The organism is Actinokineospora sp. PR83 (assembly GCF_021056305.1).
GTDB lineage: Bacteria > Actinomycetota > Actinomycetes > Mycobacteriales > Pseudonocardiaceae > Actinokineospora > Actinokineospora spheciospongiae.
This window is the reverse complement of sequence record NZ_JAJCXD010000035.1, coordinates 1-21,152: the sequence shown is the minus strand read 5'-3', so window position 1 is coordinate 21,152 and position 21,152 is coordinate 1. Positions and strand designations below refer to the sequence as shown.

Sequence of the window (21,152 nt, the reverse complement as noted above, 5' to 3'; positions counted from 1 at the left end):
CCCGCGTCCGCGCCGACCACGGCCAGCGCCCGGCAGACCACGCGCCCCCCGCCGAGTCGACCCCCGGGGCCCGCCCGCAGACCGCGCCCCCCGCGCGTGGTGCCGGGGCGATGCCGCCGGTGTTCGCCACGACAGCGAGCGGCCCACGCTCCGGGGCCGCTGACCTGCCACCCGCCGCCCCGGCGACCACGTCCGGTCCGGTCGCGGGCGCGGAGGCGACTGTCCGCTTCCGCCCGATCAACGCCTCCGCACCCGCCCCGGCCGCCCCTGCGCACCCGACCCCCGACGACCCCCACCGCCCGGCAGCGGCGACCGGCGAACCGAACTCCCCGGCCCGCCCCGCCGCGACCGGCCCAGCGCCCTCGCCCCAGCCGGTCCCCACCCCGGCGGCAGGCCCGGTTTCCCCGCCGCGGCCGATCTCCACCCCGGCGGACCCCGCCACCACGACCGGCCCGGTGCCTCCTGCCCGGCCGCTGCCCGCCCCGGCAGCGGGCCCGGCCACACCAACCGACCCAGCGCTTTCACCCCGGCGCCCCGCCCCGGCGGCCGACCCGACACCTCCCCCGCGGCCGCTCCCCACCCCGGCGGATCCGGCTGTGGCGGTCGGTCCGGTGCCTGCCGCGCAGCCGCTCCCCGCCCCGGCGATCGACCCGACGCCTTCGCGCCCGCCGCTCCCCACGTCGGTGGCTCCTGCGGCGGCGGTCGGTCCGGTGCCTGCTGCGCAGCCGCTCCCCGCCCCGGTGGCGGGCTCTGCTTCGGCGACCGGTCCGGCGCCTTCGCGCCTGCCGCTCCTCACCCCGGAAGCGGACCCTGCCGCCGCCCCGCCGGATCTGCCCACCTCGGCTGAGGCCACCCCTGTCGGTCCTGCCCCGGTTGCACCCGCTCCTGCCGAGCCGGTTCCGCCGCGTGCGGTCTCCGAGGAGATCCCCGCTGTTCCCGCTCCGGTCGAGCACCGGCCCGGCCCCGGCGGGCCGATCCCCGTGGTGCCCGGTGCCGTCGACCGCGCGCCCGCCGATCCCACTCCAGATCAGTCCACTTCGGACAAGACGGCTTCCGGAACCGTTCCGGGGCCGGAGTTCCGGTCTGCCGCCGAGCGCGGTGCGGCACCCGCGGTGGGTGCCAGGTCGGCCGAGCAGCCCGGTGCGGTGCCGTCGCGGCCGTCGGTCGTCTCGTACTCCGCTCCGCCGATCGTCACCACGTCGTCGTCGCCGGTGCCCACTGTTTCCGGGCCTGCGGAGCGCGTCGACGAGTCGCCCGCGCCGGTGCCGGTCGAGCCGGTGGTGACCACCGAGCCCGCCGCGCCGGTTGAGCCGGTCGAGCCCGCGGCGCCGGTCGCGGCGGTGCGGGGGACCGGTCCGGATGCGGTGGCCGCCGTGGTGCCGTTGGTGCTGGCGGACCGGTCCAGTTCGGCGGCCGAGCAGGCGCGGTTCGCCGCGTCGGCGGGGGAGCTGTTCGGGGAGGCGTTGGCGACGGTGAACGCGGCGTTGGCCACCTGGCCGTCGTTGCGGCAGGGCGGGACCGCCGGGATCAAGGCCGACTACGTGGCGGTGTGCCTGTACCTCGGTCGGGGACCGCTGGCCGGGACCGAGCTGAACCGGGCCGTGCGGGCCGGTGACGGGGCTGAGCTCACCGGTCTGCTGCCGTGCCTGGTCTCCGGCATCCGCCGGTTGCCCGTGCACCGCCGCGCGGTGCTGCGCCAGGGCAGGCTGGGGTCCGCCGAGCACGAGGCCGCCCCGGGTGTGGTGCTGACCGAACCGGGGTTCCTCAGCGCCAGCATGGACCTCGACGTGACCGTGCCCGGTGCGGACCTCGACGTGCTGATCTGGCCCGCGACCGCGCGCCGGACCTCCGAGCTGGTGGTCAACCGCCCGGTGGGCGAGGCGGTGTTCGCCGCAGCGGGCCGGTTCAAGGCGCTGGCGGTGCGCACCGCGGAGGGGGAGGAGGACCCCGAGCGCGAGGGCCCCGCCGCGCCCCGGGTCGCCGCGCTGTTCCGCGAGCTCGCCCCCGGGGAGCTGCCGACCACCACCGACCTCGACGAACAGGACCTCGCCGTGCTCGCCAAGCTCGACCGCGTACTCGCCCGCAGGCAGCGGGCACCCCTCCGGTTGGTGGACGACCCGGAGGCGGCGGCCCGGCTGACCTCGTCGCTCGTGCGGTGGCAGCACGCAGGCGCCGACCGCACCGCGGTGGGTGCCTGATGCGCGCCCTGCGGTGCGCGGTGGTCGCCGGGCTGGCCACCGCCCTGCTGGCCCCGACCGCCACCGCCCAGCAGTCCGTCCCCGCCCTGCCCGCCACGAGCGACGCCTGCCTGCCCGCACCCCGGGGCAGCGCCACCGACGTGCCGTGGGCGCAGAAGCAGTTGGCCCCGCAGCGGGTGTGGCCGGTGACCAGGGGTGCCGGTGTTGTCGTCGCGGTCGTCGACACCGGGGTGGACTCCTCGGTCCCGCAGCTCTCCGGCGGCCGCGTGCTGCCCGGCATCGACGTGATCACACCGGGCGGCGGCCGGGCCGACAGCGACTGCTACGGGCACGGCACGTTCCTCGCGGGCATCATCGCGGCGCGCGCCGAGTCGGGCACGGGCTTCGCGGGCGTGGCACCGGACGCCACGATCCTGCCGATCCGCGTCGCCACCTCCGCCGAGAAGGACAAACCCGGCGCCCTGACCCCCGCGGGCATGGCCCGCGGCATCCGGGCCGCCGTCGACGCGGGCGCCCGCGTCGTCAACGTCTCGGCCAGCACCACCGCCGCCTCGCCCGAACTGGCCGCCGCGATCGACCACGCCGCGGCGAAGGACGTGGTCGTGGTCGCCTCGGCGTCCAACGGCGCCCGCGACGGCGACCCGGTGACGTACCCGGCGTCCTACCCCACCGTGATCGCGGTGGGCGCGGTCGACGCCGCGGGCGCCCGCGCGGACTTCTCCCAGACCGGCCCCTACCTGTCCCTGGTCGCCCCCGGGGTGGACGTGGTCAGCACCGGCCCGAAGGGTCCCGGCCACTGGCAGGGCAGCGGCACCAGCTACGCCGCCCCGTTCGTCGCGGGCACCGCCGCCCTGGTCCGCGCCTACCGCCCCACCCTGACCGCGGCGCAGGTCAAGCACCGCCTGGAGGTCACCGCCAACCACCCGGCCGCCGCACTGCCCGACCCCGGCCTGGGCTGGGGCACGGTCAACCCGATGGCCGCGGTCACCGCCGTCCTCCCGGACGAGGGCGGCGCCCCGGCGGGCCCCCTGGTCGCACCACCGGTGGCGCAGCCGCCCGTGGCCGCACCGCACGACGAACTCGGCCCGGTGCTCGCGGGCGCGGGCGTGGCCGCCGTGGCACTGCTGGTCCCCGCCCTGGTGATGGCGTCGCGCCTGATGTCCGCGGGTCGAGGCCGTCGCTGGCGCCGCGCCAGGACCGTCCAGGTGGTGCCTTCGCGCCCGGCGAAGACGGGCTGACCCCGCAGCCGCCCAACCGCCCCGAGCAGGGCGGCTTCTCCACCGGACTGTCCAGAGTGGATGAGTAGCGACAGGGGCGGGCAGATCCCATTCCCCCCACTTCAACGTATAACGCACCGGGGGTCTTGTGGCAAGGCCCCCTCCATGCCGCAGAATCGCCGCCGCAGAGCCAAGACTTGCGGAAACGGGTGCACAGTGCGTGTTTTGTTGACGTCGTGGGGATCGCGCGGGGACGTCGAGCCGCTCGCGGCGCTGGCGGTGGCGCTGCGGCAGCTCGGCGCGGAAGCGCGGGTGTGCGCACCTCCGGACGACGAGTTCGCGGCGCTGGTGGACCGGGCCGGTGTTCCGCTGGTGCCGCTGGGTCCGGCGGTGCGCTCGGTGGCCACCAGGCCGAAGCCGACGGCGCAGGACGCGTTCCGCCTCGCGCCCGAGCTGGTGGCCGCGCGGTTCGAGGTGCTCGGTGAGGCGGCCCGGGACTGTGACGCGCTGCTGGCGACCGGTTTGATGCCCGCGGGTGCGCGGGACGTGGCCGAGCACCTCGGCATCCGCTACGTGCTGGCGTGCTTCCACCTCCTCGGCCTGCCGTCGCGGCATTCCAGGCCGGGGGTACGGCCGGGTGCGCCGTCCGCACCGGGCGAAACCGACAACCTGGTGCTGTGGGAGCAGGACGCCCAGCGGGTGAACGGCCTGTACGGCGAGGCGCTCAACAGCCACCGGGCGGCGATCGGCCTGCCGCCGGTGGACAACGTCCGCGACCACGTCCTCACCGACCGGCCGTGGTTGGCGGCGGATGCGGTGCTGTGCCCGTCGCGGGGCAGGACCGAACTCGACGTCGTGCAGACCGGGGCGTGGATCCTGCCCGACGACCGACCGCTCCCGGAGGGGGTGGAGGCGTTCCTGGGGGCCGGTGCGCCGCCGGTGTACGTGGGGTTCGGCAGCATGGCCGCGCAGTCCCCGGTGGACACCGCCCGGGTGGCCATCGAGGCGGTCCGCGCGCAGGGGCGCCGGGTCCTCCTCGCCGGCGGCTGGGCCGGGCTGGCGCCGGTCGACGACGCCGAGGACTGCTTCGTCGTCGGTGAGGTCAACCAGCAGGCGCTGTTCCCCAGGGTGGCCGCCGTCGTGCACCACGGCGGGGCGGGCACCACCACGACCGCCGCCCGGGCAGGCGCGCCCCAGGTGATCGTGCCCCGGATCGCCGATCAGCCGTACTGGGCAGCCCGGGTCGCCGAGCTGGGCATCGGTTCGGCGCACGACGGCCCGACGCCGACCACTGAGTCCCTGTCCGCCGCGCTCGCCACGGCCCTGGCCCCCGAGACCCGGTCGCGGGCGCGGACCGTGGCGGGCGAAGTCCGTGCCGACGGGGCCGTGGTCGCCGCGAAGCTGCTCCTGGAAGCCCCGCCCCGGTGATCACACCTGGTGCGGCCCGTACCCCGGCGGTGGGTACGGGCCGTACGGCGCCCCGGCGGGGAAGTGGGGTTTGTACCGCAGGAACGCGAACGTCGGCGGCAGCAGGCTGAGGACCACCTCGAACAGCGCTGTCAGGCCGATGAGGACGACCATCGCGGTCAAGTCCAGGTACGCGACGTAGACCCGGATGTTCGGGACGAGGAAGAACAGGATGGCCGTCACCGCGGGCAGGAAGGCGCCGATCCCCGTGAGCACCGCCCCCGCGGTCTGGCGTGCCAAGATCAGCGCCGCGCCGACCAGCAGCAGCAGCGCCGACACGCTCAGGCCGACCGCGCAGGCGATCGAGATCGGGTAGGAGGCGCCCGACCTGGTCACGCAGCGCCCCACGCACTCGGAGATCGCGTCGAACGTCACGAAGGCGCCCCAGGCGCAGGCGATCGCCAACACCACACCGGCCGCCGCCGCCGTGTACGCGGTCGCACCACTCGGGACCGGCTGCGGGAACCGGGGCGGGGGCGGGTACCCGCCGGGCGGGTACGGCGGGTGCTGGCTCACGGGTTCCATCCAGGCTGGGTCCGGGGCGGGATCCGGGCTGACACCGCCGGGCACGGGCAGATGCTAGTGCCAGAACCCCACGCGGGCGGTGACAACCGAGAATTCTCCGACAGCCCGCGCCAGGCGGCTCAGCCCGCCGCCCGCAACCGGTTCGGGTCGACCGCGGCGAAGTGGAAGAGGGGCACCGCGATCGCGGTGCCCCTCTTCTCCGGAGGATCAGTCCGTGGCCTCCGGAAGGTCCACCAGCGGGGTCTGCACCAGCCGCACCGAGCGGCGGCGGTTGATGTACTGACCCCGGCCGACGGGCAGGGTGCGGGGCTTGAGGTTGCCCAGGAACGCGCCCTCCTGCTTCGGGCACGACAGCAGCAGCGCGGGCGTGCCCAGCTCCCACATCTTCCGGACCGCCGCGTTGCCCATCGACCGGCCCGCCCCCGTCGTGCTGCGGGCGATGATCACGTGCACGCCCACGTCCGCGGCGTCGGCGAGCACGGGGAGCAGGGGGGCCAGGGGACCCGCGCCGCCCACGGTCTCGGTCGTCTCGAAGTCGTCGATGATGATGTAGAGCCTGCCGCCCTGCCACCAGTCGCGCTTGGGAAGCCTGCTCGGGGTGATCTCCGGGCCGGGGATGCGCTTCTGGATGACCGACGCCGCGCCCTGGATGGACTTGGCGAGGGCTTCCGCGCCGACGGCGTACTCCATCTGGTGGTCGGCCGGGACGCAGTCGCGCAGTTCGCGGCGGAAGTCGCCGAACATGATGCGGGCCTCGTCGTTGCTGTGGTGGGCCACGATGGAGCGGGCGATGTGGCGCAGCAGGTTGGTCTTGCCGGACTCGGCGTCGCCGTAGATCAGCAGGTGCGGGCTGGCGTCGAAGTCGTGCCACAGCGGGCCGAGCTCGACGTCGTCGACACCGAGGGGGATGCGGACCTCCGCGGCCTTCGACGGCGCGGTGGGCGGGGGCAGCTCGGTGACCGACAGGGTGTGCGGCAGCAGCCGCACCTGCGGGGCCACCGGGCCACCGGGCACCGCCAGCGCCTCGGCCAGCTCCACCGTCGCCTCGGCCAGGTCGTCGGTGTCGGACTGGCCGTCGATGCGGGGCAGGGCGGCGAGGAAGTGCAGCCGGTCCGGGGTGATGCCCCGGCCCGGGATCGCGGGCACGGTCGCGGCGAACCGGCTGTTGATCTCGGAGTCGGTCGGGTCGCCGAGGCGCAGCTCGAAGCGGGTGCCGAGCACGTCGCGCAGCCACGGGCGCATCTCCGCCCACCGGCTCGACGAGATCAGCAGGTGCACGCCGAAGCTGAGCCCGCGCGCGGCGATCTCGGTGAACCGCTCCTCCAGCTCGTCGAAGTCCTGCTTGATCGTGTACCAGCCGTCGACGACGAGGAACACGTCCCCGTACGGGTCCAGGTCGTGGAAGCGGCCCTCGCGCCGGGCCCGCCGGTAGGTGGTCATGGAGTCGATGTTGTGCTCGGCGAACAGCTCCTCCCGCTTGGACATGATGTTGGTGACCTCCAGCACCGTGCGGGTCACCCGGTCGCGGTCGAGCCGGTTGGCGATGCTGCCCACGTGCGGCAGCTTCGCCAGCGAGCTGAGCGTGCCGCCGAAGTCCAGGCAGTAGAACTGCACCTCGGCGGCGCTGTGGGTCAGCGCCAGCGCCGACATGATGGTGCGCAGCACGGTGGACTTGCCGCTCTGCGGGCCGCCGACCACCGCGGCGTTGCCCTTGCCGCCGGACAGGTCGGCCACGAGCAGGTCGCGCTTCTGCTGCGCGGGCAGGTCGACCAGGCCCAGCGGCACGGTCAGCTCGGAGGTCATCAGGTCGCCCACCGGGCGCAGGCCCAGCTTCGGGTCGTCCACCAGCGGCGGCAGTAGCTGGTCGAGGGTGGCCGAGGTCTTGAGCGGGGCCAGCCACACCTGGTGCGCCCGCGGGCCCACCCCGCGCAGCCTGCCCATGAGCACGTCCAGCATGGTCTCGGTGACCTCGCCGTTCACCGGCTCCGGCTCGGGCTCGGGTTCCAGGGTCGCCGGGGGCTCGACGTAGGCGGTGCCGAACGGCACGACCCGCTGCTCGACCCCGTCGTCGGACTGCGCCCGCTGCTTGGTGCGGTAGGGGGAGGAGGAGAACGCGCCCTTGAACCGGATCAGCGACTGGGTGTCCGGGCGCAGGTAGCCGTTGCCGGGGCTGTTGGGCAGCTCGTAGGCGTCGGGGACACCGAGGATGCTGCGGCTCTCCATCGCCGAGAAGGTGCGCAGGCCGATCTTGTACGACAGGTGCGTCTCGATCTTGTGGATGCGGCCCTCGTCGAGCCGCTGCGAGGCCAGCAGCAGGTGCACGCCCAGCGACCGGCCCAGGCGGCCGATCATGGCGAACAGGTCGATGAAGTCGGGCTTGGCCGAGAGCATCTCGGAGAACTCGTCGACCACGATGAACAGCGCGGGCATCGGCTCCAGCGGCACGCCCTGGGCGCGGGCGGCCTCGTAGTCGCGGCGGGAGGCGTAGTTGCCCGCCGCGCGCAGGTGCTCCTGGCGGCGGTTCATCTCACCGGCCAGCGCGTCCTGCATCCGGTCGACCAGCTCCAGCTCCTCGGACAGGTTGGTGATCACCGCCGAGGTGTGCGGCAGCTCGTCGAAGCCGAGGAACGCCGCGCCGCCCTTGAAGTCCACCAGCACGAAGTTGAGGTCCTCGGAGGTGTGCGTGGCGGCCAGCGCCAGCACCAGCGTGCGCAGCAGCTCGCTCTTGCCGGAACCGGTGGCCCCGATGCACAGCCCGTGCGGGCCCATGCCGTCCTCGGCGGCCTCCTTGAGGTCGAGCTCCAGCGGCGTGCCGTTGGCGGCGATGCCGATGGGCACCCGCAGCCGCCGCTTGGCCGTCATCCGCTCGCGGCGGTACTTCACCGGTTCGAACCGGGCCACGTCGCCGAGGCCGAGCAGCCCGGCCAGGTCGTAGTCGGCGGCCATCGGCTCGTCGTCCTCGGACACCTCGCCGACCCGGAACCGGGCCGTGGTGCGGGCCAGGGCGCTCGCCGCGATCGCGCTGAGCCGGTCGGGCCTGCACAGCGGGCTGGTCCTCGGCTTGCCCAACCGGTCGAACGACACCGTCCGCGCCTCGTCGGCGTCGACCTCCAGGAACAGCACCCCCGGGCGCTGCTGCCAGGGCAGCGAACCGGACACGTCCAGCACCACGGCGTTGCGGTAGCCCTCGTCGGCCATGCGGTGGTCCGACGGCACGGACACCCCGTCGACGACGAGCACCACGAACGGCTCGGAGGCGGTGATCGGGGTGTCGGCCTCGAACCGGGGCCTGCCGGTGAACGACGGGCCGCCCAGCAGCAGCTCCACCTCGCCGACCTCGGAGCCCACCAGCCGCCGGGGCCCGGCGGCGTCGCGGCTCTCCGGGTCCTGGTTGTGCGGCAGCCACTTGACCCAGTCCCACCGCTGCACCCGGTCGGCGGAGGCGCACACGGCGATCCTGGCGTCACCGGGGGCGTGCGCGACGGCGAACTGGGCCAGCACCGCCCGGACCAGGTCCAGCACGGCCGCGTCGGCGCCGCTGAACTGGATCTGGCCGAAGCCGCGCAGGTACACCGCGATCGGCGCGTCCGGCAGCGACGAGTAGGCGCGCAGGAACCGGCGCAGCGCGTGCGCCGACATCGGCTCTAGGTCCTCGATCGGCTTGGTGCTCGGCGGCAGCAGCTTCAGCGTCGAGCGCTGCGCGCCGACCCCCAGGCGGACCTCGCCGAAGTCGTCGTGGGCGGGCCTGCGCTCCCACAGCCGGTAGCCCAGGGCGATCGACCACAGGGCGCGCGGGTCCGGGTGCACCCACCGGGCGGCGCGCTGCTGGGCGTGCAGGGACTTGCGGACCCGGCCGCGAAGCTGCGCGAGGTAGCGGATGTAGTCGCGGCGGTGCCCGTGCAGCTTCTGCTTGTGCGTCACCGAGCTGCGCATGAGCTGCACCACGAGCATCCCGACCACCGACAGCACCATCATGCCGCCGCCGATGTAGGCCATCGCCCCGGCGCCGGGCCGGACGAACATCATCACCATGGCCATCGACCCGAGGCCCATCGGGGCGTACATCAGCACCGAGCTCATGCCGCCGCCGGTGTCCTCCGGTACGGCGGGCGGCTCCTGGATCTCGATCTCGGAGTCGGGGGCGGTCGGCTTCGGCCGCCGCGACCTCCGCGCGAACAGGATTGTGCCCACGTGCTCTCCTCGGTCGGTCGGTGCTCTCCACCCCTCCACGGCTGCCGACCCCGGAATGGGTCACCGCCGCCGCGGGTGAACCCGGGACGGCCCCGCAGCCGTGCTCTGCCTCGCACCGGCAGGAAAGGACCCGGACACCGATGGAAGAGCAGACACAGCACCGCACGACCACCGCCGTGAGGCTGCGGTTCGTGCTCGGGAAGAAGGCGACCGACGTCGCCCTGCCCGCGGACGTCCCCCTCACCGACCTGCTGCCCGCCGTCCTGCCCCAGTTCGGGGCCGAGTGGATCGAGCAGGGCGCCGACCACGAGGGGTGGGTCGTGCAGCGGGTCGGGGAGCCGCCGCTCGACGAGGACCGCACCCTCGCCGAGCTGCAACTCCTCGACGGCGACACCGTCCACTTCCGGCCGCGCGCCGACGAGCTGGCGGCCATCGACTTCGACGACCTGGTCGACGGCGTCGGCGAGCAGGTGCGCGAGCACCCCGGCGCGTGGAACGCCGCCCGCACCAGGGTGCTGCTGCGCGTCGTGTCCGGCGCCGCGCTGGTGCTCGGCGTGCTGCTGGTGCCCGGGGTGGGCGCGGTCGGCCTCCAGGCCCTGGTCGCCGGGGTGGTGGCCGTCCTGCTGCTGGGGGCGGGCGCCCTGGTGGCGCGCGGTGCCGCCAAGCCGCAGCCCGCCTCGGTGCTCGCCGGTGCCGCCGCGGTCTACGCCGCGCTCGGCGGCGACCTGCTGGTGCGGGTGCTCAGCCCGGAGTCCGGGACGATGGTGCGGCTGACCGCCGCGGCCACCGCCGCGCTCGTCGCGCTGGCCGTGGGGGTCGTCGCGGTCGCCGACTCGGCCCTGCTGTTCGCCGGGGCCATCCTGTTCACCGGTGTGCTGGCGGTGACCGGGCTCATCGGCTCGCTCGCCGAGGTCACCGGGGCGCAGGCCGTCGCCATCGGCCTGACCCTGACGCTGCTCGCCGGGGCGTTCGTGCCGTCCACGGCGTTCCGGCTCTCCGGGCTGACCCTGCCGATGCTGCCCGGTGGCGCCGACGAGCTGAGCGAGGACATCGACCCGGTCCCGCACAAGGTCGTCATCGAGCGCGGTGCCGCGACCGTCGGCTACGCCACCGCCCTGCACACCGGCCTCGGCCTGGCCCAGTCGGTGCTCGTGCCGTTCCTGGTCGTCGGCGGCCACGGCTGGTCGATGGTGCTGTCGCTGGTGATGGCGTTCCTGCTGCTGCTGCGCTCGCGCCACCCCAGCGGGCTGGCGGCGCGGTGGGCGTTTGTCGTGCCCGCGCTCGTGGTCGTCGTGACCAACCTGCTGCACGTCGGTGCCGAGCAGACGGGTGGCGCGCGGCTGCTGGTGGTGTTCCTGCCCGTCCTGGTGGTCGGGCTGCTGCTCCTGCTGGCCGGGGAACGCCTGCCCGGGCGGCGGTTGCGCCCCTACTGGGGCCGGGCCGTGGAGATCCTCGAATCGGTCACCGCCATCGCCGTGGTGCCGATCCTGTTGCAGGTGCTGGGCGTGTACGCGGCCATGCGCGGATTGGCGGGCTGACATGCAGTCGCGCAGGGACCAGGTCCAGGCCTACTTCTTCGTGGTGGGGCGGCTGGTGTCCGCCGTGACCACCGGGCGGCCCGACGCCATCCAGTCGCCCTACCGGCGGCTGAACACCGGCACGGTGTTCGGCGTGCTGCTCGCGGCGGTGCTGATGGCGATCTTCGGCATCTACGGGCTGTTCGTCCCCGGCGGGGACAAGTCCTGGCGCCAGGACGGCGCCATCGTCATGGAAAAGACGACCGGCACCCGGTACGTCTACCTCGCCGGGCAGTTGCGCCCGGTGCTCAACTACTCCTCGGCCCGGCTGGCGACCGGGGGCGCCGGTGGCGGCGGCCAGGTGAAGTCCGTGTCGCGCAACTCCCTCGGCGACACCCCCGTCGGCCAGCCGATCGGCATCATGGGCGCCCCGGACATGCTCCCCGGCGCCGACCGGCTCAACCGCGGCCCCTGGACGGCCTGCGTCACCCCCGCGGGCGGCACACCCCAGGCGGGCCCGCAGGTCACCCTGCTGATCGGCGGACCGTCCCGACCGGGGCTGACCGACGCGCAGGCCCTGCTGGTGTCCACGCCGGACGGTGGGGTCCACCTGGTGTGGCAGGGCAAGCGGCACCGCGTCGGCGACCGGGCCGTGCTCGACACCCTCGGCTACGGCGACACCCGGCCCCTGCCGGTGTCGGCGGCCTGGCTCAACCCGCTGGAGCAGGGCAAGGACGTGGCGGCGCCGGTGCCCCCGGGCATCGGCGGAGCGGGCCCGCGGGTCGACGGCAAACCCGGCGTGGTGGGCCAGGTCTTCCGCGTGCGCAACCCCGCGATCGACTCCGACCAGCTCTACCTGCTGCGCGCCGACGGCGTCGCGGCGCTGAGCCGGACCACCGCGGCCCTGCTGCTGGCCGCCCCGGACACCAAGCGCGCGTACCCGACCGGGGCGGTGACGCCGATCGAGGTCGGACCCGCCGCCCTGCAGGGCATCCCGGTCGCACCGGGGGTCGACCTGGTGAGCGGTCTGCCCGAGCAGCCGCCCACCCTGGTGACCCCACCGCGCGACTCCTACGCCTGCGTCCGCTACGGACCACCCGGCAACGGCGACATGGACGTGGTGGCCGAGGTCCTGCCCGCCGCGGAGGTCGACGCCAAGGCCGTCCCCACCGCCCCGCACGACGCCGGGACGATGGCCGACCGGACCTCCGTGCCCACCGGTGGCGGCGTGCTGGCCCGCGACCTGCCCGCTCCCGGCGCGGCACCGGGCGCCCTGCACCTGATCACCGAGAACGGGATGCGCTACCCGGTGGCCGACGCCGCCGCGCTCGGGGCGCTCGGCTACGCCGAGAACGCCGCGGTGCCCGTTCCCGCAGCCCTGCTCGCACTGCTGCCCGCCGGTCCGCTGCTGAGCACGCAGGCCGCGTTGCAGGCGCAGGCACCCTGACCCGAATTCCCCGCTCCGGGGTGAACCCCCCGGAGCCCCCCAACCGTGTTGGGGACGAAGGCAGTCGCACACCGAACCGAGGAGAGCCGCAATGGCAACGAAGTTCAGCCAGACTCAGATCGACGAAGCCGCCGGGAAGCACACGAACTTCATCGACACCCTGGAGAACACCCACCTCCGGGCGCTGCGGACCGAGATCGCCAACACCCTGGCCGCCAGCGGCAGCGCCGTCACCACGACGCTGGACAACGTCTGCGAGCAGTGGATCAACCAGATGAAGTCGGGCGTCATCACGAACATGAACGGCATGATCCAGGCGATCAAGGGCGCGGCCGAGGGTCAGCAGGAGATGGACCTGACGAGCGCGCGGGAGATCGAGAACCTGTCGATGTCCAGCTCCAGCTTCCTCGGCGGCTGAGCACCGGACCACCGCACGACCCCCTGACAGCACCAAAACCCCCCTCAGCACAGTAAGGACTGGACCATGGCGAACGACCAGGTGCATTACGACTACGACGTCATCGAGCAGTGCGTCACGCTGATGAAGAACAAGGCGAACGAGATCGCCGGTGACGTGAGCGACCTCAAGGGCGACGTCAACCGGATCATGGCCAACTGGGAGGGCGACAGCGCCACGGCCTACGACACGCTCTCCGCCGACCTGGTCGCCGACCTGGGCAGGCACAACCAGTACCTCGAAGAGCTCAAGGTCAAGCTGCAGAGCGCGGCCTCGGGCATGCAGGGCGCGGACGGCGACTGGGCGAAGAAGATCGCCGCCAACGGTGGCTGACCGGTCCGCGGTGTGCCTGCCGGGTCGCAGGCACACCGCGGACCCCCGAACCCTCCCGCAGAACAAGGTCAAGGAGCCGCAATCGTGTCCACCAAGTTCGACCCGGAGGCGATCCGGACGTCGGCGAAGAAGCTCGGGGCCCTCATGGACGACATGGGTGCCTTCACCAAGCTGAAGCCGCACTGGCCCAACGCGGGTCAGTTCGAGCTGGCGCAGTGGCTGGAGCGCGTCGTCGACGACCGGCGCAACGGCATCGTCGCGCACGCCGAGCACCTCAAGATCGCGCTCGAGCAGATGGAGACCACCCTCACCCACATCGCCGACGACTTCGAGAACCTCGACGGCGACAACGCCAAGAAGATCAAGGACAGCATCGGCGAGCTGAAGAAGAACATCACCTCCGGCATCACCACGCTGGACGGGAACACCGAGACCGACCAGGGCAACTTCAGCGGCTCCGGCAAGAACGAGAACGACGGCGACGGCTACAACGACAGCGTCGCCTAGTCCCACCCTCCCCACCCGCCCGCCCTTCGCCCCGCCCCGGCACCGTCCCGGCAGGACGACGGCGGGTTGGTGCGTGTACCGACCCAAGACAAACCGCTCCCCGGTGAGGAACCGATCCCATGGCCGACGATAAGAAACCCCAGTTGGTGGGCGTCTACCAGGCGTCCGCCCCAGCGTTCCTCCCCGGGCAGTACACCACGTACAAGGCCCTCAGCGACGCGGTCAAGGACCTGCTGTACACCGCGCACCGCGGCCGCGGCGTCGAGGGCAGCCTCTCCACCAACAACACGGCGGAAGCCTGGTACGACCTGGAGTTCGCCGTCAAGGACGCCACCAAGCGGCTCGGCGAGATCAACGAGGCGTTCGGCACCGAGATCAAGAACGTGCGCACCGCGCTGGAGGGCGAGGCGGGCGAGGCCTTCGAGAAGTACACGAAGGACCTGCTCAGCGAGAGCGAGGAGCTCTACACCACGCTCAACAGCAAGCAGTACGGCACCACGATCGGCAATGTCGGCCACGCGATCCAGGCCTACGCCAACCGGTGGTGGGAGATCGTCGACGAGGCCGACAAGAACCGCGAGAGCGAAGAGAAGCGCATCCAGGCCGCGGGCATCGAGGGCATCAACAGCCTGGCGGACCTGGCCGACGACACGAACGCTGCCGAGATCCAGCAGTTGATCAACAAGTTGGCCGAGAAGACCAACGAGGCGATCGTCGCCCTCAACGACGAGGCCGAAGCCGCGTTGATCAAGAGCCTGCAAGAGCTGACGTCGGGCCTGGGCACGCAGTACGACTCCCGCGGCCAGGAACTCGCCCCGCTGCGCATCATCAACGGCCTGGCCAAGTCCGAGGACCCCCGCTACGGCGGCTCGACGGGCGGCGGGAATGGCAACGGGAACGGAAATGGCAACGGAAATGGCAACGGCAACGGCAACGGGAACGGGAACGGCGAGGGGAACGGCGAAGGGGAGGACGAGGAGTACCAGGAGGGCCTCGACGACGCGGAGGACGCGGCCGTCGACGCGATCGACGACCTGATCGCCAAGACCGACGACCCCGAGGCGAAGGCAGCCCTCGAAGAGGCCAAGAAGGCCGTCACCGGGGCGATCGACGACCTGGGCGAGGATTCCGGCACCGGCGGCGGCACCGGCGGGTCCGGCTCGAACTCGGGCGGCTCCGGGCTGCCCAGCACGTCCTCCGGCGGCCCCGAGACCGGCGGTGGCGGCAGCACGGGTGGCGGTACGGGCGGCGGCGCGGGCGATCCCGGGCGGCAGGCGGCGCTGGACCAGGCCAAGCAGGCCGCGACCGACGCCATCGACGGCCTCAAGGGCGGCGCGGGCGGTGGGCTGGGCGGCGGCGAGACCGGCGGGGGCGCAACCGGCGGGGGCGGCGACACCGGCGCGGGCGGCGCGGGTTCGGCCGAGGACCAGGCCAAGCGCGACCAGGCGCTGGAGCAGGCCAAGGAGGCCGCTGGCAAGGCCATCGACGGCCTCATGGGCGGCGGGGAGTCCGGCACCGGCGCCGGGGGCGAGACCGGCGCTGGCGGCGGCATGGCGGGCGGCAGCCCGGGCATGGGCGGCGGCACGGGTGGCGGCACGGGCGGGTCGGACCCCGCCGAGCAGAAGCGGCAGAAGGCCCTCCAGGACGCCAAGGACGCCGCGAACAAGGCCATCGACGGGCTCACCGGCGGCTCCGGCGGACTCGGCGACGGTTCGGGTTCCGGCGGGCTCGGCGGCGGCTCCGGTAAGCCGAGCCCCGAGGAGCAGAAGGCGCTCGACGACGCGAAGGGCGCCGCGGGCAAGGCCATCGACGACCTCACCGGCGGGACCGACGACCCCGAGCGCAAGAAGGCGCTGGAGGACGCCAAGGAAGCCGCGCAGAAGGCCATCGACGACATCGGCGGCGCGGGCGGCCTCGACGGCAAGCCCGACACCTCCTCCGACGGCCCCGGCTCCGGCTCCGAGCCGATCGACCCGAAGGCCCGCGAGGCGTTCCAGGACGCCAAGGACGCCACCACCAAGGCCCTCGACGACATGATCGCCAAGACCGACGACCCGGCGCAGAAGGCGGCGCTGGAGCAGGCCAAGCAGGCCGCCGAGGACGCCATCGACAACCTGATCAGCCCCGAGCACCACCGGGCCGTCGAGGACGCCAAGGACGCAGCCGAGTCCGCCATCGACAAGCTCGGCAGGCCGGGCGACACCCCCGAGCAGCAGAAGGCCCTGGACGAGGCCGCCAAGGCCGCGCGGGAGGCCATCGACGGCCTCGACAGCGCCATCGACCCCAAGGACCCGGACTACGCCAAGGCCGTCGAGGACGCGAAGGCGGCCTCGGACAAGGCGATCGACGCGCTCGCCAAGGAGGGCGACAGCCCCGAGCGCAGCAGGGCGCTGGAGGAGGCCAAGGAGGCCGCCCGCAAGGCCATCGACGGCATCGGCGCCGCGAGCGACACCGCGGCGGGCGGCAGGTCGCCGCTGGAGAGCTTCCTCAACCCGCTCGGCGGGCAGAAGCCGGACATCAAGACCTCGTCCGGCGGCGGCCTCGGCGGCGGTGGCCTGGGTGGCGGTGCGGGCGGTGGCGGCGGTGTGGACATCCCCTCCCTCGGCGGTGGCGGCGGTGCCGGGCACGTCCCGGCCTCCGTCGGCGCGAACGGGGAGGCCCGGTTCGACACCGACGTCTCCGGCGACCGCGGCCTGACCGTCCCCGGCGGGGTCACCGCGGCCTCGGCGAACGCGACCCCCGCCATCCCGGGCGGGCTGTCCCAGGCGGGCCAGATGGGTGGCATGCCCATGGGCGGGATGCCGATGGGCGGCGGAATGGGCGGGATGGGCGGCATGGGCGGCCAGCAGGACAAGGAGCGCGAGCCGCAGATCTGGATCCAGGCCGAGGACGGCGCCTGGGACGAGGACAAGGACGGCCCCCGGCCGCCCGTGCTGGGACGGAGCTGACCCGTGGTCCTCGCACCCCTCGACCCGCCGCCCCCCGCTGACGACCCGAACCTGGCCGTCCTCACCACCGAGCAGCTCGCCGCGCTCGTCTTCGCGGGCAACCCGGAGGTCTACTACGAGCAGGCCAGGGCGATCGACGCCGCCACCGAACGGCTCCAGCAGGTGCTCGACGGCATCCGGCACGACGCCCGCCTGGTCCACGAGGCGCTCGACGGTGAGGTGCTGATCGCCTTCGACGACGTGTCGCACCGCCTCGGCGCCTCGGTCGACGCGGTGTTGCAGTCCGCGTGGAACCCCGGCTACGCCGCGTCCCTGCGCGCGGCGGGCGATGCCCTCGCCGCGAGCCAGCAGCGCTTCCGGGACCTGCAGGGCAAGCAGGCCGAACAGGCCGCGGCCCCACCGGCCCCGGACGCCCCCGCGCCCGAGGTGGTGCAGGCCCAGCACGCCGAGTCGGCGTTGCAGATCGTGCGCGACCTCGGCACGGCCTACCGGGACATCGGCACCAGGATCACCCCGTTGCCGCTGATCGACGGCGCGAAGACCTGGCAGGCGCCCGAGCAGGCCCCGCCGGGGCAGCAGCAGGTGAACGCGTTCACGCAGACCGGCGCCGACCAGTTCCGGGGCCAGGGCGAATCGGGCACCTTCGGTGCGGCGGGCGCCGGGTTCGGTCCCGTCGCCTTCGCCGCGGGCGGCCCCGGGGCGGGGACCTTCGGCGGAGCTGTCGGCGGTGGCGCCTTCGGCAGCCGCGTGGCCGGTACGTCCGGCGAGGCCCCGGGCGGGACCCAGTGGGGCTTCGCGGGCTCCCCGGTCGTCGGCAGGGCACCCGTCGAGACCACCTCGGGGTCCACGTGGACGGCCGCCGGGACGGGTGGGTCGGTCCCGGCGGCCGGGTGCGACCCCTGGGCCGCCGCGATCTCACCCGCGCAGGGCGTGGTCACCGCCGCGTCCGTCGGGCTGCCGCCCGCGGTGCTCGGCCGCAGTTCCGGTCCGGGGAGCACCTCGGCCCAGCCCACGACCAAGCGCGAACGCGCCGTCGTCGCGGCCCAGCAGGAGGACGAGGCCACGCAGGGGGAATCCACGCAGGAATCCGAGCGCCGGGGGAGTGCGGTGGACGAGCGGCAGGTCCGGGTCACCTCCGACCCGGGCACCGAGCACGCCGTCCCCGCCCTGCCGGTGACCGTCTCGGCCGCCCCGCCGGTCACCGCCCCGCCGGTTCCGGCGACGGCGCCCGCCACGCTCGCCGCGACCTCGGCCCCGGTCACCCCCGCCGTCCCGGCCGCTCCCGCAGCTCCGGCCGCTCCTGCGGCCCCGGTGCACTCGGGAGGCACCCCGACCATCCCCGCCATCGCCACGTCCTCCGGCGGGCACCACGGGACGCCCGTCAGCGCCGTGACCCCGGCGCCCGGGCAGTTCGGGCCGCCCCCGGTCCGGCCCCTGGCCACGGACCTGGCGGCCGTCCAACCCGGCACCGCGCTCCCCGGCGCACCCACCGCCCACACGTCCTTCAACGGGCACGCGGGCCAGTCCACGGCACCCGGCTACGGACCGATGAACCCGATGGGGCTCGGCGGACGTGGTCCTGGTGAGCGCGACAACGAGCGCTTCGCCGAGATCCCGCTGGAGGCTGACGCAGGCGTGTGGCAGAACCCGGTCGGCGCGAGCGTGCTCGGCAGGTCGGGGACCACCGAGCAGAAGTCCCCGGCACCGGTCGGCAGCCCACCCGCCGAGCAGTCGACCGGGGGGCCGCAGCGGTCCGACGAGGACGCGAAGCTGCTCGAACAGGCACGGGAACAGGCGTTGCGGATGCTGGGCCGGACGAGCGAACGGGAGAGATGACATGAACTGGAGTTCGATGTCGGAGGCGGACCTGCGCCGCATGGCCGACGACGCCATGGCCGACCTCGACCGCGAGCGGGCCAAGCTCGGCGAGCTGGGCAGGCTGTGGGACGAGAACACCACCGTCCACGCCAAGGACCGCTCGCTGTCGATGACCGTCGACGGCCGCGGCGAGCTGCTGGAGATGGCCTTCACCGGCGGCAAGTACAAGTCGATGCCCCCCGCCCAGCTCGCCCACGTCATCGTCGAGACGCTGGGCCGGGCCAAGGCGGAGAGCATGGCCAAGATCAGCGAGGCGATGGGCGACCCCGGCGTCCCGGGCCTCGACGTCGCGGGCATCGCCAGCGGCAAGGTCGACCCGATGGAGATGGTCAACTCCCTGCTCGGCCCGATGCTCGAGGGCATCGGCGGCCTGGACGCCCTCGGCGGGACCACCACCGACAACGGGAGGCGCAAGTCCGATGGCTGAGGAGTTCCGGCTCGACCCCGATGGCGTCGCCGCGGGCACCAAGAGGCTCAAGACCGCGGGGGGACGGCTGAACACGGCCGTCACCGCCCTCAACGTCGTCCTCGACGACCACGACGGCTGCTGGGGCACCGACGACATCGGCAAGGCCTTCGAGCAGAAGTACGTCCAGCCCGCCACCGACGTCCGCAAGTACGGCGCGGACGCGGGTACCGGGATCGTCACGACCGGCGAGAACCTGGACAGCGCCTCGACGACGTTCCAGTCGGTCGACCACGAGCACGCGTCCAGGATCGACCGGACGCCGCCACCCGCGTAGTCCAGCTTTCCCGCCACCTGCTGGCGGTTCCCATTCGGATCAGGTCAGGAGGGCGGGCGGATGAGCGGCGCGGACGAGGTCACCCGCCTCCCTGACAGCCTGCAGAAGTTCTTCAAGGTCACCCTGGGCATGGAGTGGCCGGAGGGCAGCGAGGGCGGTCTCAGGGCGATGAGCGGCGCCTGGTCGGACTTCGCCAAGGAGCTGCGCGCGGTCAAGGACGAGGTGACCGGGGCCGCCCGCGACGTCGACCGCGCGATGGACGGCGCCACGGCCACCAGGGTCGTCGACTACCTCAACAAGGACATGGTCAAGGCCCTGGAGGAACTCGCCACCCAGGCCGACGACCTGGCCAAGTCGTCCAAGACCGCCGCGGCCGACATCCAGAAGGCCAAGATCATGCTCATCGCCATGGCGGCGATGGCGCTGGCCACGGTGATCGCGCTGCTCGCCTCGCTGTTCGGGGCCCTGTTCACCGGCCCGGTCATCGCCGCGGCCAGGGTGGGCCTGCAGGCGATCCTCAAGCTCCTCCTCACCGAGATCATGAAGCTGAGCATCAAGCAGGTCGCCACGAACGTGCTCGTGAACGCCCTGAAGATGGGTGCCTTCGGCGCGGCCTTCATGGGCGGTCTCGACGGCGGCATCCAGCTCGGCCAGATGGCCGCGGGCGGTCGCGACGATTTCGACTGGGACTCCTTCAAGGGCTCGGTCATCGGCGGCGCCATCGGCGGCGCGGCGGCGGGCGTCTTCCACGGCGCGGCCAAGGGCATCGCCAAGGCGATCAACCCCAAGGTGCGGTCGGGCCTGCCCCGGAACGTGCAGATCGGCCTCAAGCTCGGCGGCAACGCGGGCTACGCCGTCGGCCAGGTCGCGATGGTCGCCGCCAGCAACCCGGTGGTCAACATCGCCACCGGCGGCCACGGCGACGTGTGGGACGGCCTGCTCGGCGCCATGGGCCCGGCGCAGGGCATGTACAAGAAGGGCGAGTACTCCGGCTACGGCGACAGCCGCGGCAAGGGCGCCAAGCTCGCCGCCATCTTCGACAGGATCCGCAACGGCACCCCGATCAACATCACGCTGCCCGGCGACCCCGGGGCAGCCGCCCCGTCCGAAGGCGGCCCCACCTCGGAGAAGGGCCAGCCCGTCGTCGACGGCTCCGGCAACCCGATCGGGACGGTCTTCGACCCCCCCGAGGTGCACACCGAGAGCAAGGGCGACCCGTCGTCGACCGACGGCTCCTCGACCCGGGACAACCGGCCGTCGACCGTCTCCGACGGCGGCCAGTCGCAGGCGCAGGGCGGGAACCGCTCGACCCAGTCGGGCAACGGCGACACCACGCAGTCGTCCACCGCGGGCTCGTCCAACGGCAAGTCCGCCGAGGTCACCCTCGGCGAGAACGCACCCCGGACCACCTCCGGTGGTCACGGCGACACCAGCGGCCAGTCGAACGCGGGCGGCCGCGGGAGCGCCGGGGAAACCAGCGGGCAGTCGGGCACCGGTGGTCGCAGCGGCTCCGGCGAGACCAGCAGCCAGTCGGGCACTGGTGGTCGCGGTGGCTCCGGTGAGACCAGCGGGCAGTCGGGCACCGGTGGCCGCAGTGGCGCAGGCGAGGGCAGCGGCCAGTTCGACGGCGGCGCCCGTGACGGCCGCGGTGAGAGCAACGGGCAGTCGAACGCGGGTGGCCGCGGCGGCTTCGCGGAGAACGCGGAGCAGTCGGGCACCGGTGG

14 protein-coding genes and 2 pseudogenes are annotated in these 21,152 nt (G+C 73.8%); 13 read left to right on the top strand and 3 right to left on the bottom strand.

Going from position 1 to position 21,152, the window contains the following annotated elements; genetic code table 11:
* Positions 1-502: pseudogene (locus L6E12_RS11780) on the bottom strand (hypothetical protein); the annotation flags it as partial.
* A gap of 610 nt (positions 503-1,112) precedes the next feature.
* On the opposite strand from L6E12_RS11780, the gene L6E12_RS11775 reads away from it, so the two are divergent.
* The 3 genes from L6E12_RS11775 (at position 1,113) to L6E12_RS11765 (ending at position 4,843) form a co-directional block, all read left to right on the top strand.
* Positions 1,113-2,198 (top strand): hypothetical protein, encoded by a 1,086-nt coding sequence (locus L6E12_RS11775; RefSeq protein WP_236227930.1) that lies wholly within the window; start codon positions 1,113-1,115, stop codon positions 2,196-2,198.
* A complete protein-coding gene (gene mycP / locus L6E12_RS11770) occupies positions 2,198-3,436 on the top strand; it encodes a type VII secretion-associated serine protease mycosin (protein ID WP_236227929.1) in 1,239 nt (412 codons plus the stop codon). The genes L6E12_RS11775 and mycP overlap by 1 nt, the downstream gene beginning before the upstream one ends.
* Positions 3,437-3,631: 195 nt before the next feature.
* Positions 3,632-4,843: a glycosyltransferase gene (locus L6E12_RS11765; protein ID WP_236227928.1), complete on the top strand. Its 1,212-nt coding sequence runs from the start codon at positions 3,632-3,634 to the stop codon at positions 4,841-4,843.
* Here the strand turns inward: L6E12_RS11765 and L6E12_RS11760 are convergent, their stop codons facing one another.
* A complete protein-coding gene (locus L6E12_RS11760; protein ID WP_236227927.1) occupies positions 4,844-5,398 on the bottom strand; it encodes a hypothetical protein in 555 nt (184 codons plus the stop codon).
* Between the two features lie 216 nt (positions 5,399-5,614).
* A complete protein-coding gene (gene eccCa, locus L6E12_RS11755) occupies positions 5,615-9,598 on the bottom strand; it encodes a type VII secretion protein EccCa (RefSeq protein ID WP_236227926.1) in 3,984 nt (1,327 codons plus the stop codon).
* 140 nt (positions 9,599-9,738) lie between these two features.
* Here eccCa and eccD point away from each other — a divergent pair, with 140 nt between their 5' ends.
* From eccD to L6E12_RS11705, 10 genes and pseudogenes are all read left to right on the top strand, one after another.
* Entirely contained in the window at positions 9,739-11,136 is a 1,398-nt protein-coding gene (gene eccD / locus L6E12_RS11750; RefSeq protein ID WP_236227925.1) for a type VII secretion integral membrane protein EccD, read from the top strand.
* 1 nt (position 11,137) lies between these two features.
* Positions 11,138-12,562: a type VII secretion protein EccB gene (gene eccB, locus L6E12_RS11745; protein WP_236227924.1), complete on the top strand. Its 1,425-nt coding sequence runs from the start codon at positions 11,138-11,140 to the stop codon at positions 12,560-12,562.
* Between the two features lie 91 nt (positions 12,563-12,653).
* Positions 12,654-12,980, top strand: a complete 327-nt coding sequence (locus tag L6E12_RS11740) for a hypothetical protein (RefSeq protein ID WP_236227923.1) — start codon at positions 12,654-12,656, stop codon at positions 12,978-12,980.
* A gap of 66 nt (positions 12,981-13,046) precedes the next feature.
* Positions 13,047-13,352: a WXG100 family type VII secretion target gene (locus L6E12_RS11735; RefSeq protein WP_236227922.1), complete on the top strand. Its 306-nt coding sequence runs from the start codon at positions 13,047-13,049 to the stop codon at positions 13,350-13,352.
* A gap of 84 nt (positions 13,353-13,436) precedes the next feature.
* Complete coding sequence (locus tag L6E12_RS11730; protein WP_236227921.1) at positions 13,437-13,859, top strand: hypothetical protein; 423 nt, start codon at positions 13,437-13,439, stop codon at positions 13,857-13,859.
* Between the two features lie 119 nt (positions 13,860-13,978).
* Entirely contained in the window at positions 13,979-16,807 is a 2,829-nt protein-coding gene (locus tag L6E12_RS11725) for a hypothetical protein (RefSeq protein ID WP_236227920.1), read from the top strand.
* A gap of 3 nt (positions 16,808-16,810) precedes the next feature.
* On the top strand, positions 16,811-18,643 hold the full coding sequence (locus tag L6E12_RS11720; RefSeq protein ID WP_236227919.1) for a hypothetical protein: 1,833 nt from the start codon (positions 16,811-16,813) through the stop codon (positions 18,641-18,643).
* A 1-nt stretch (position 18,644) separates the two neighbouring features.
* On the top strand, positions 18,645-19,112 hold the full coding sequence (locus tag L6E12_RS11715; RefSeq protein WP_236227918.1) for a YbaB/EbfC family DNA-binding protein: 468 nt from the start codon (positions 18,645-18,647) through the stop codon (positions 19,110-19,112).
* Positions 19,105-19,428: a WXG100 family type VII secretion target gene (locus L6E12_RS11710; protein ID WP_236227917.1), complete on the top strand. Its 324-nt coding sequence runs from the start codon at positions 19,105-19,107 to the stop codon at positions 19,426-19,428. Before L6E12_RS11715 ends, L6E12_RS11710 begins: the two co-directional genes overlap by 8 nt.
* Positions 19,429-19,488: 60 nt before the next feature.
* A pseudogene (locus tag L6E12_RS11705) lies at positions 19,489-21,152 on the top strand (hypothetical protein); the annotation flags it as partial.

Coding starts and splice junctions, on each gene's coding strand:
- L6E12_RS11710 (WP_236227917.1), top strand. CDS start 19,105: ATGGCTGAGGAGTTCCGGCTCGACCCCGATGGCGTCGCCGCGGGCACC.
- eccB (WP_236227924.1), top strand. CDS start 11,138: ATGCAGTCGCGCAGGGACCAGGTCCAGGCCTACTTCTTCGTGGTGGGG.
- eccD (WP_236227925.1), top strand. CDS start 9,739: ATGGAAGAGCAGACACAGCACCGCACGACCACCGCCGTGAGGCTGCGG.
- L6E12_RS11725 (WP_236227920.1), top strand. CDS start 13,979: ATGGCCGACGATAAGAAACCCCAGTTGGTGGGCGTCTACCAGGCGTCC.
- mycP (WP_236227929.1), top strand. CDS start 2,198: ATGCGCGCCCTGCGGTGCGCGGTGGTCGCCGGGCTGGCCACCGCCCTG.
- L6E12_RS11740 (WP_236227923.1), top strand. CDS start 12,654: ATGGCAACGAAGTTCAGCCAGACTCAGATCGACGAAGCCGCCGGGAAG.
- L6E12_RS11735 (WP_236227922.1), top strand. CDS start 13,047: ATGGCGAACGACCAGGTGCATTACGACTACGACGTCATCGAGCAGTGC.
- L6E12_RS11715 (WP_236227918.1), top strand. CDS start 18,645: ATGAACTGGAGTTCGATGTCGGAGGCGGACCTGCGCCGCATGGCCGAC.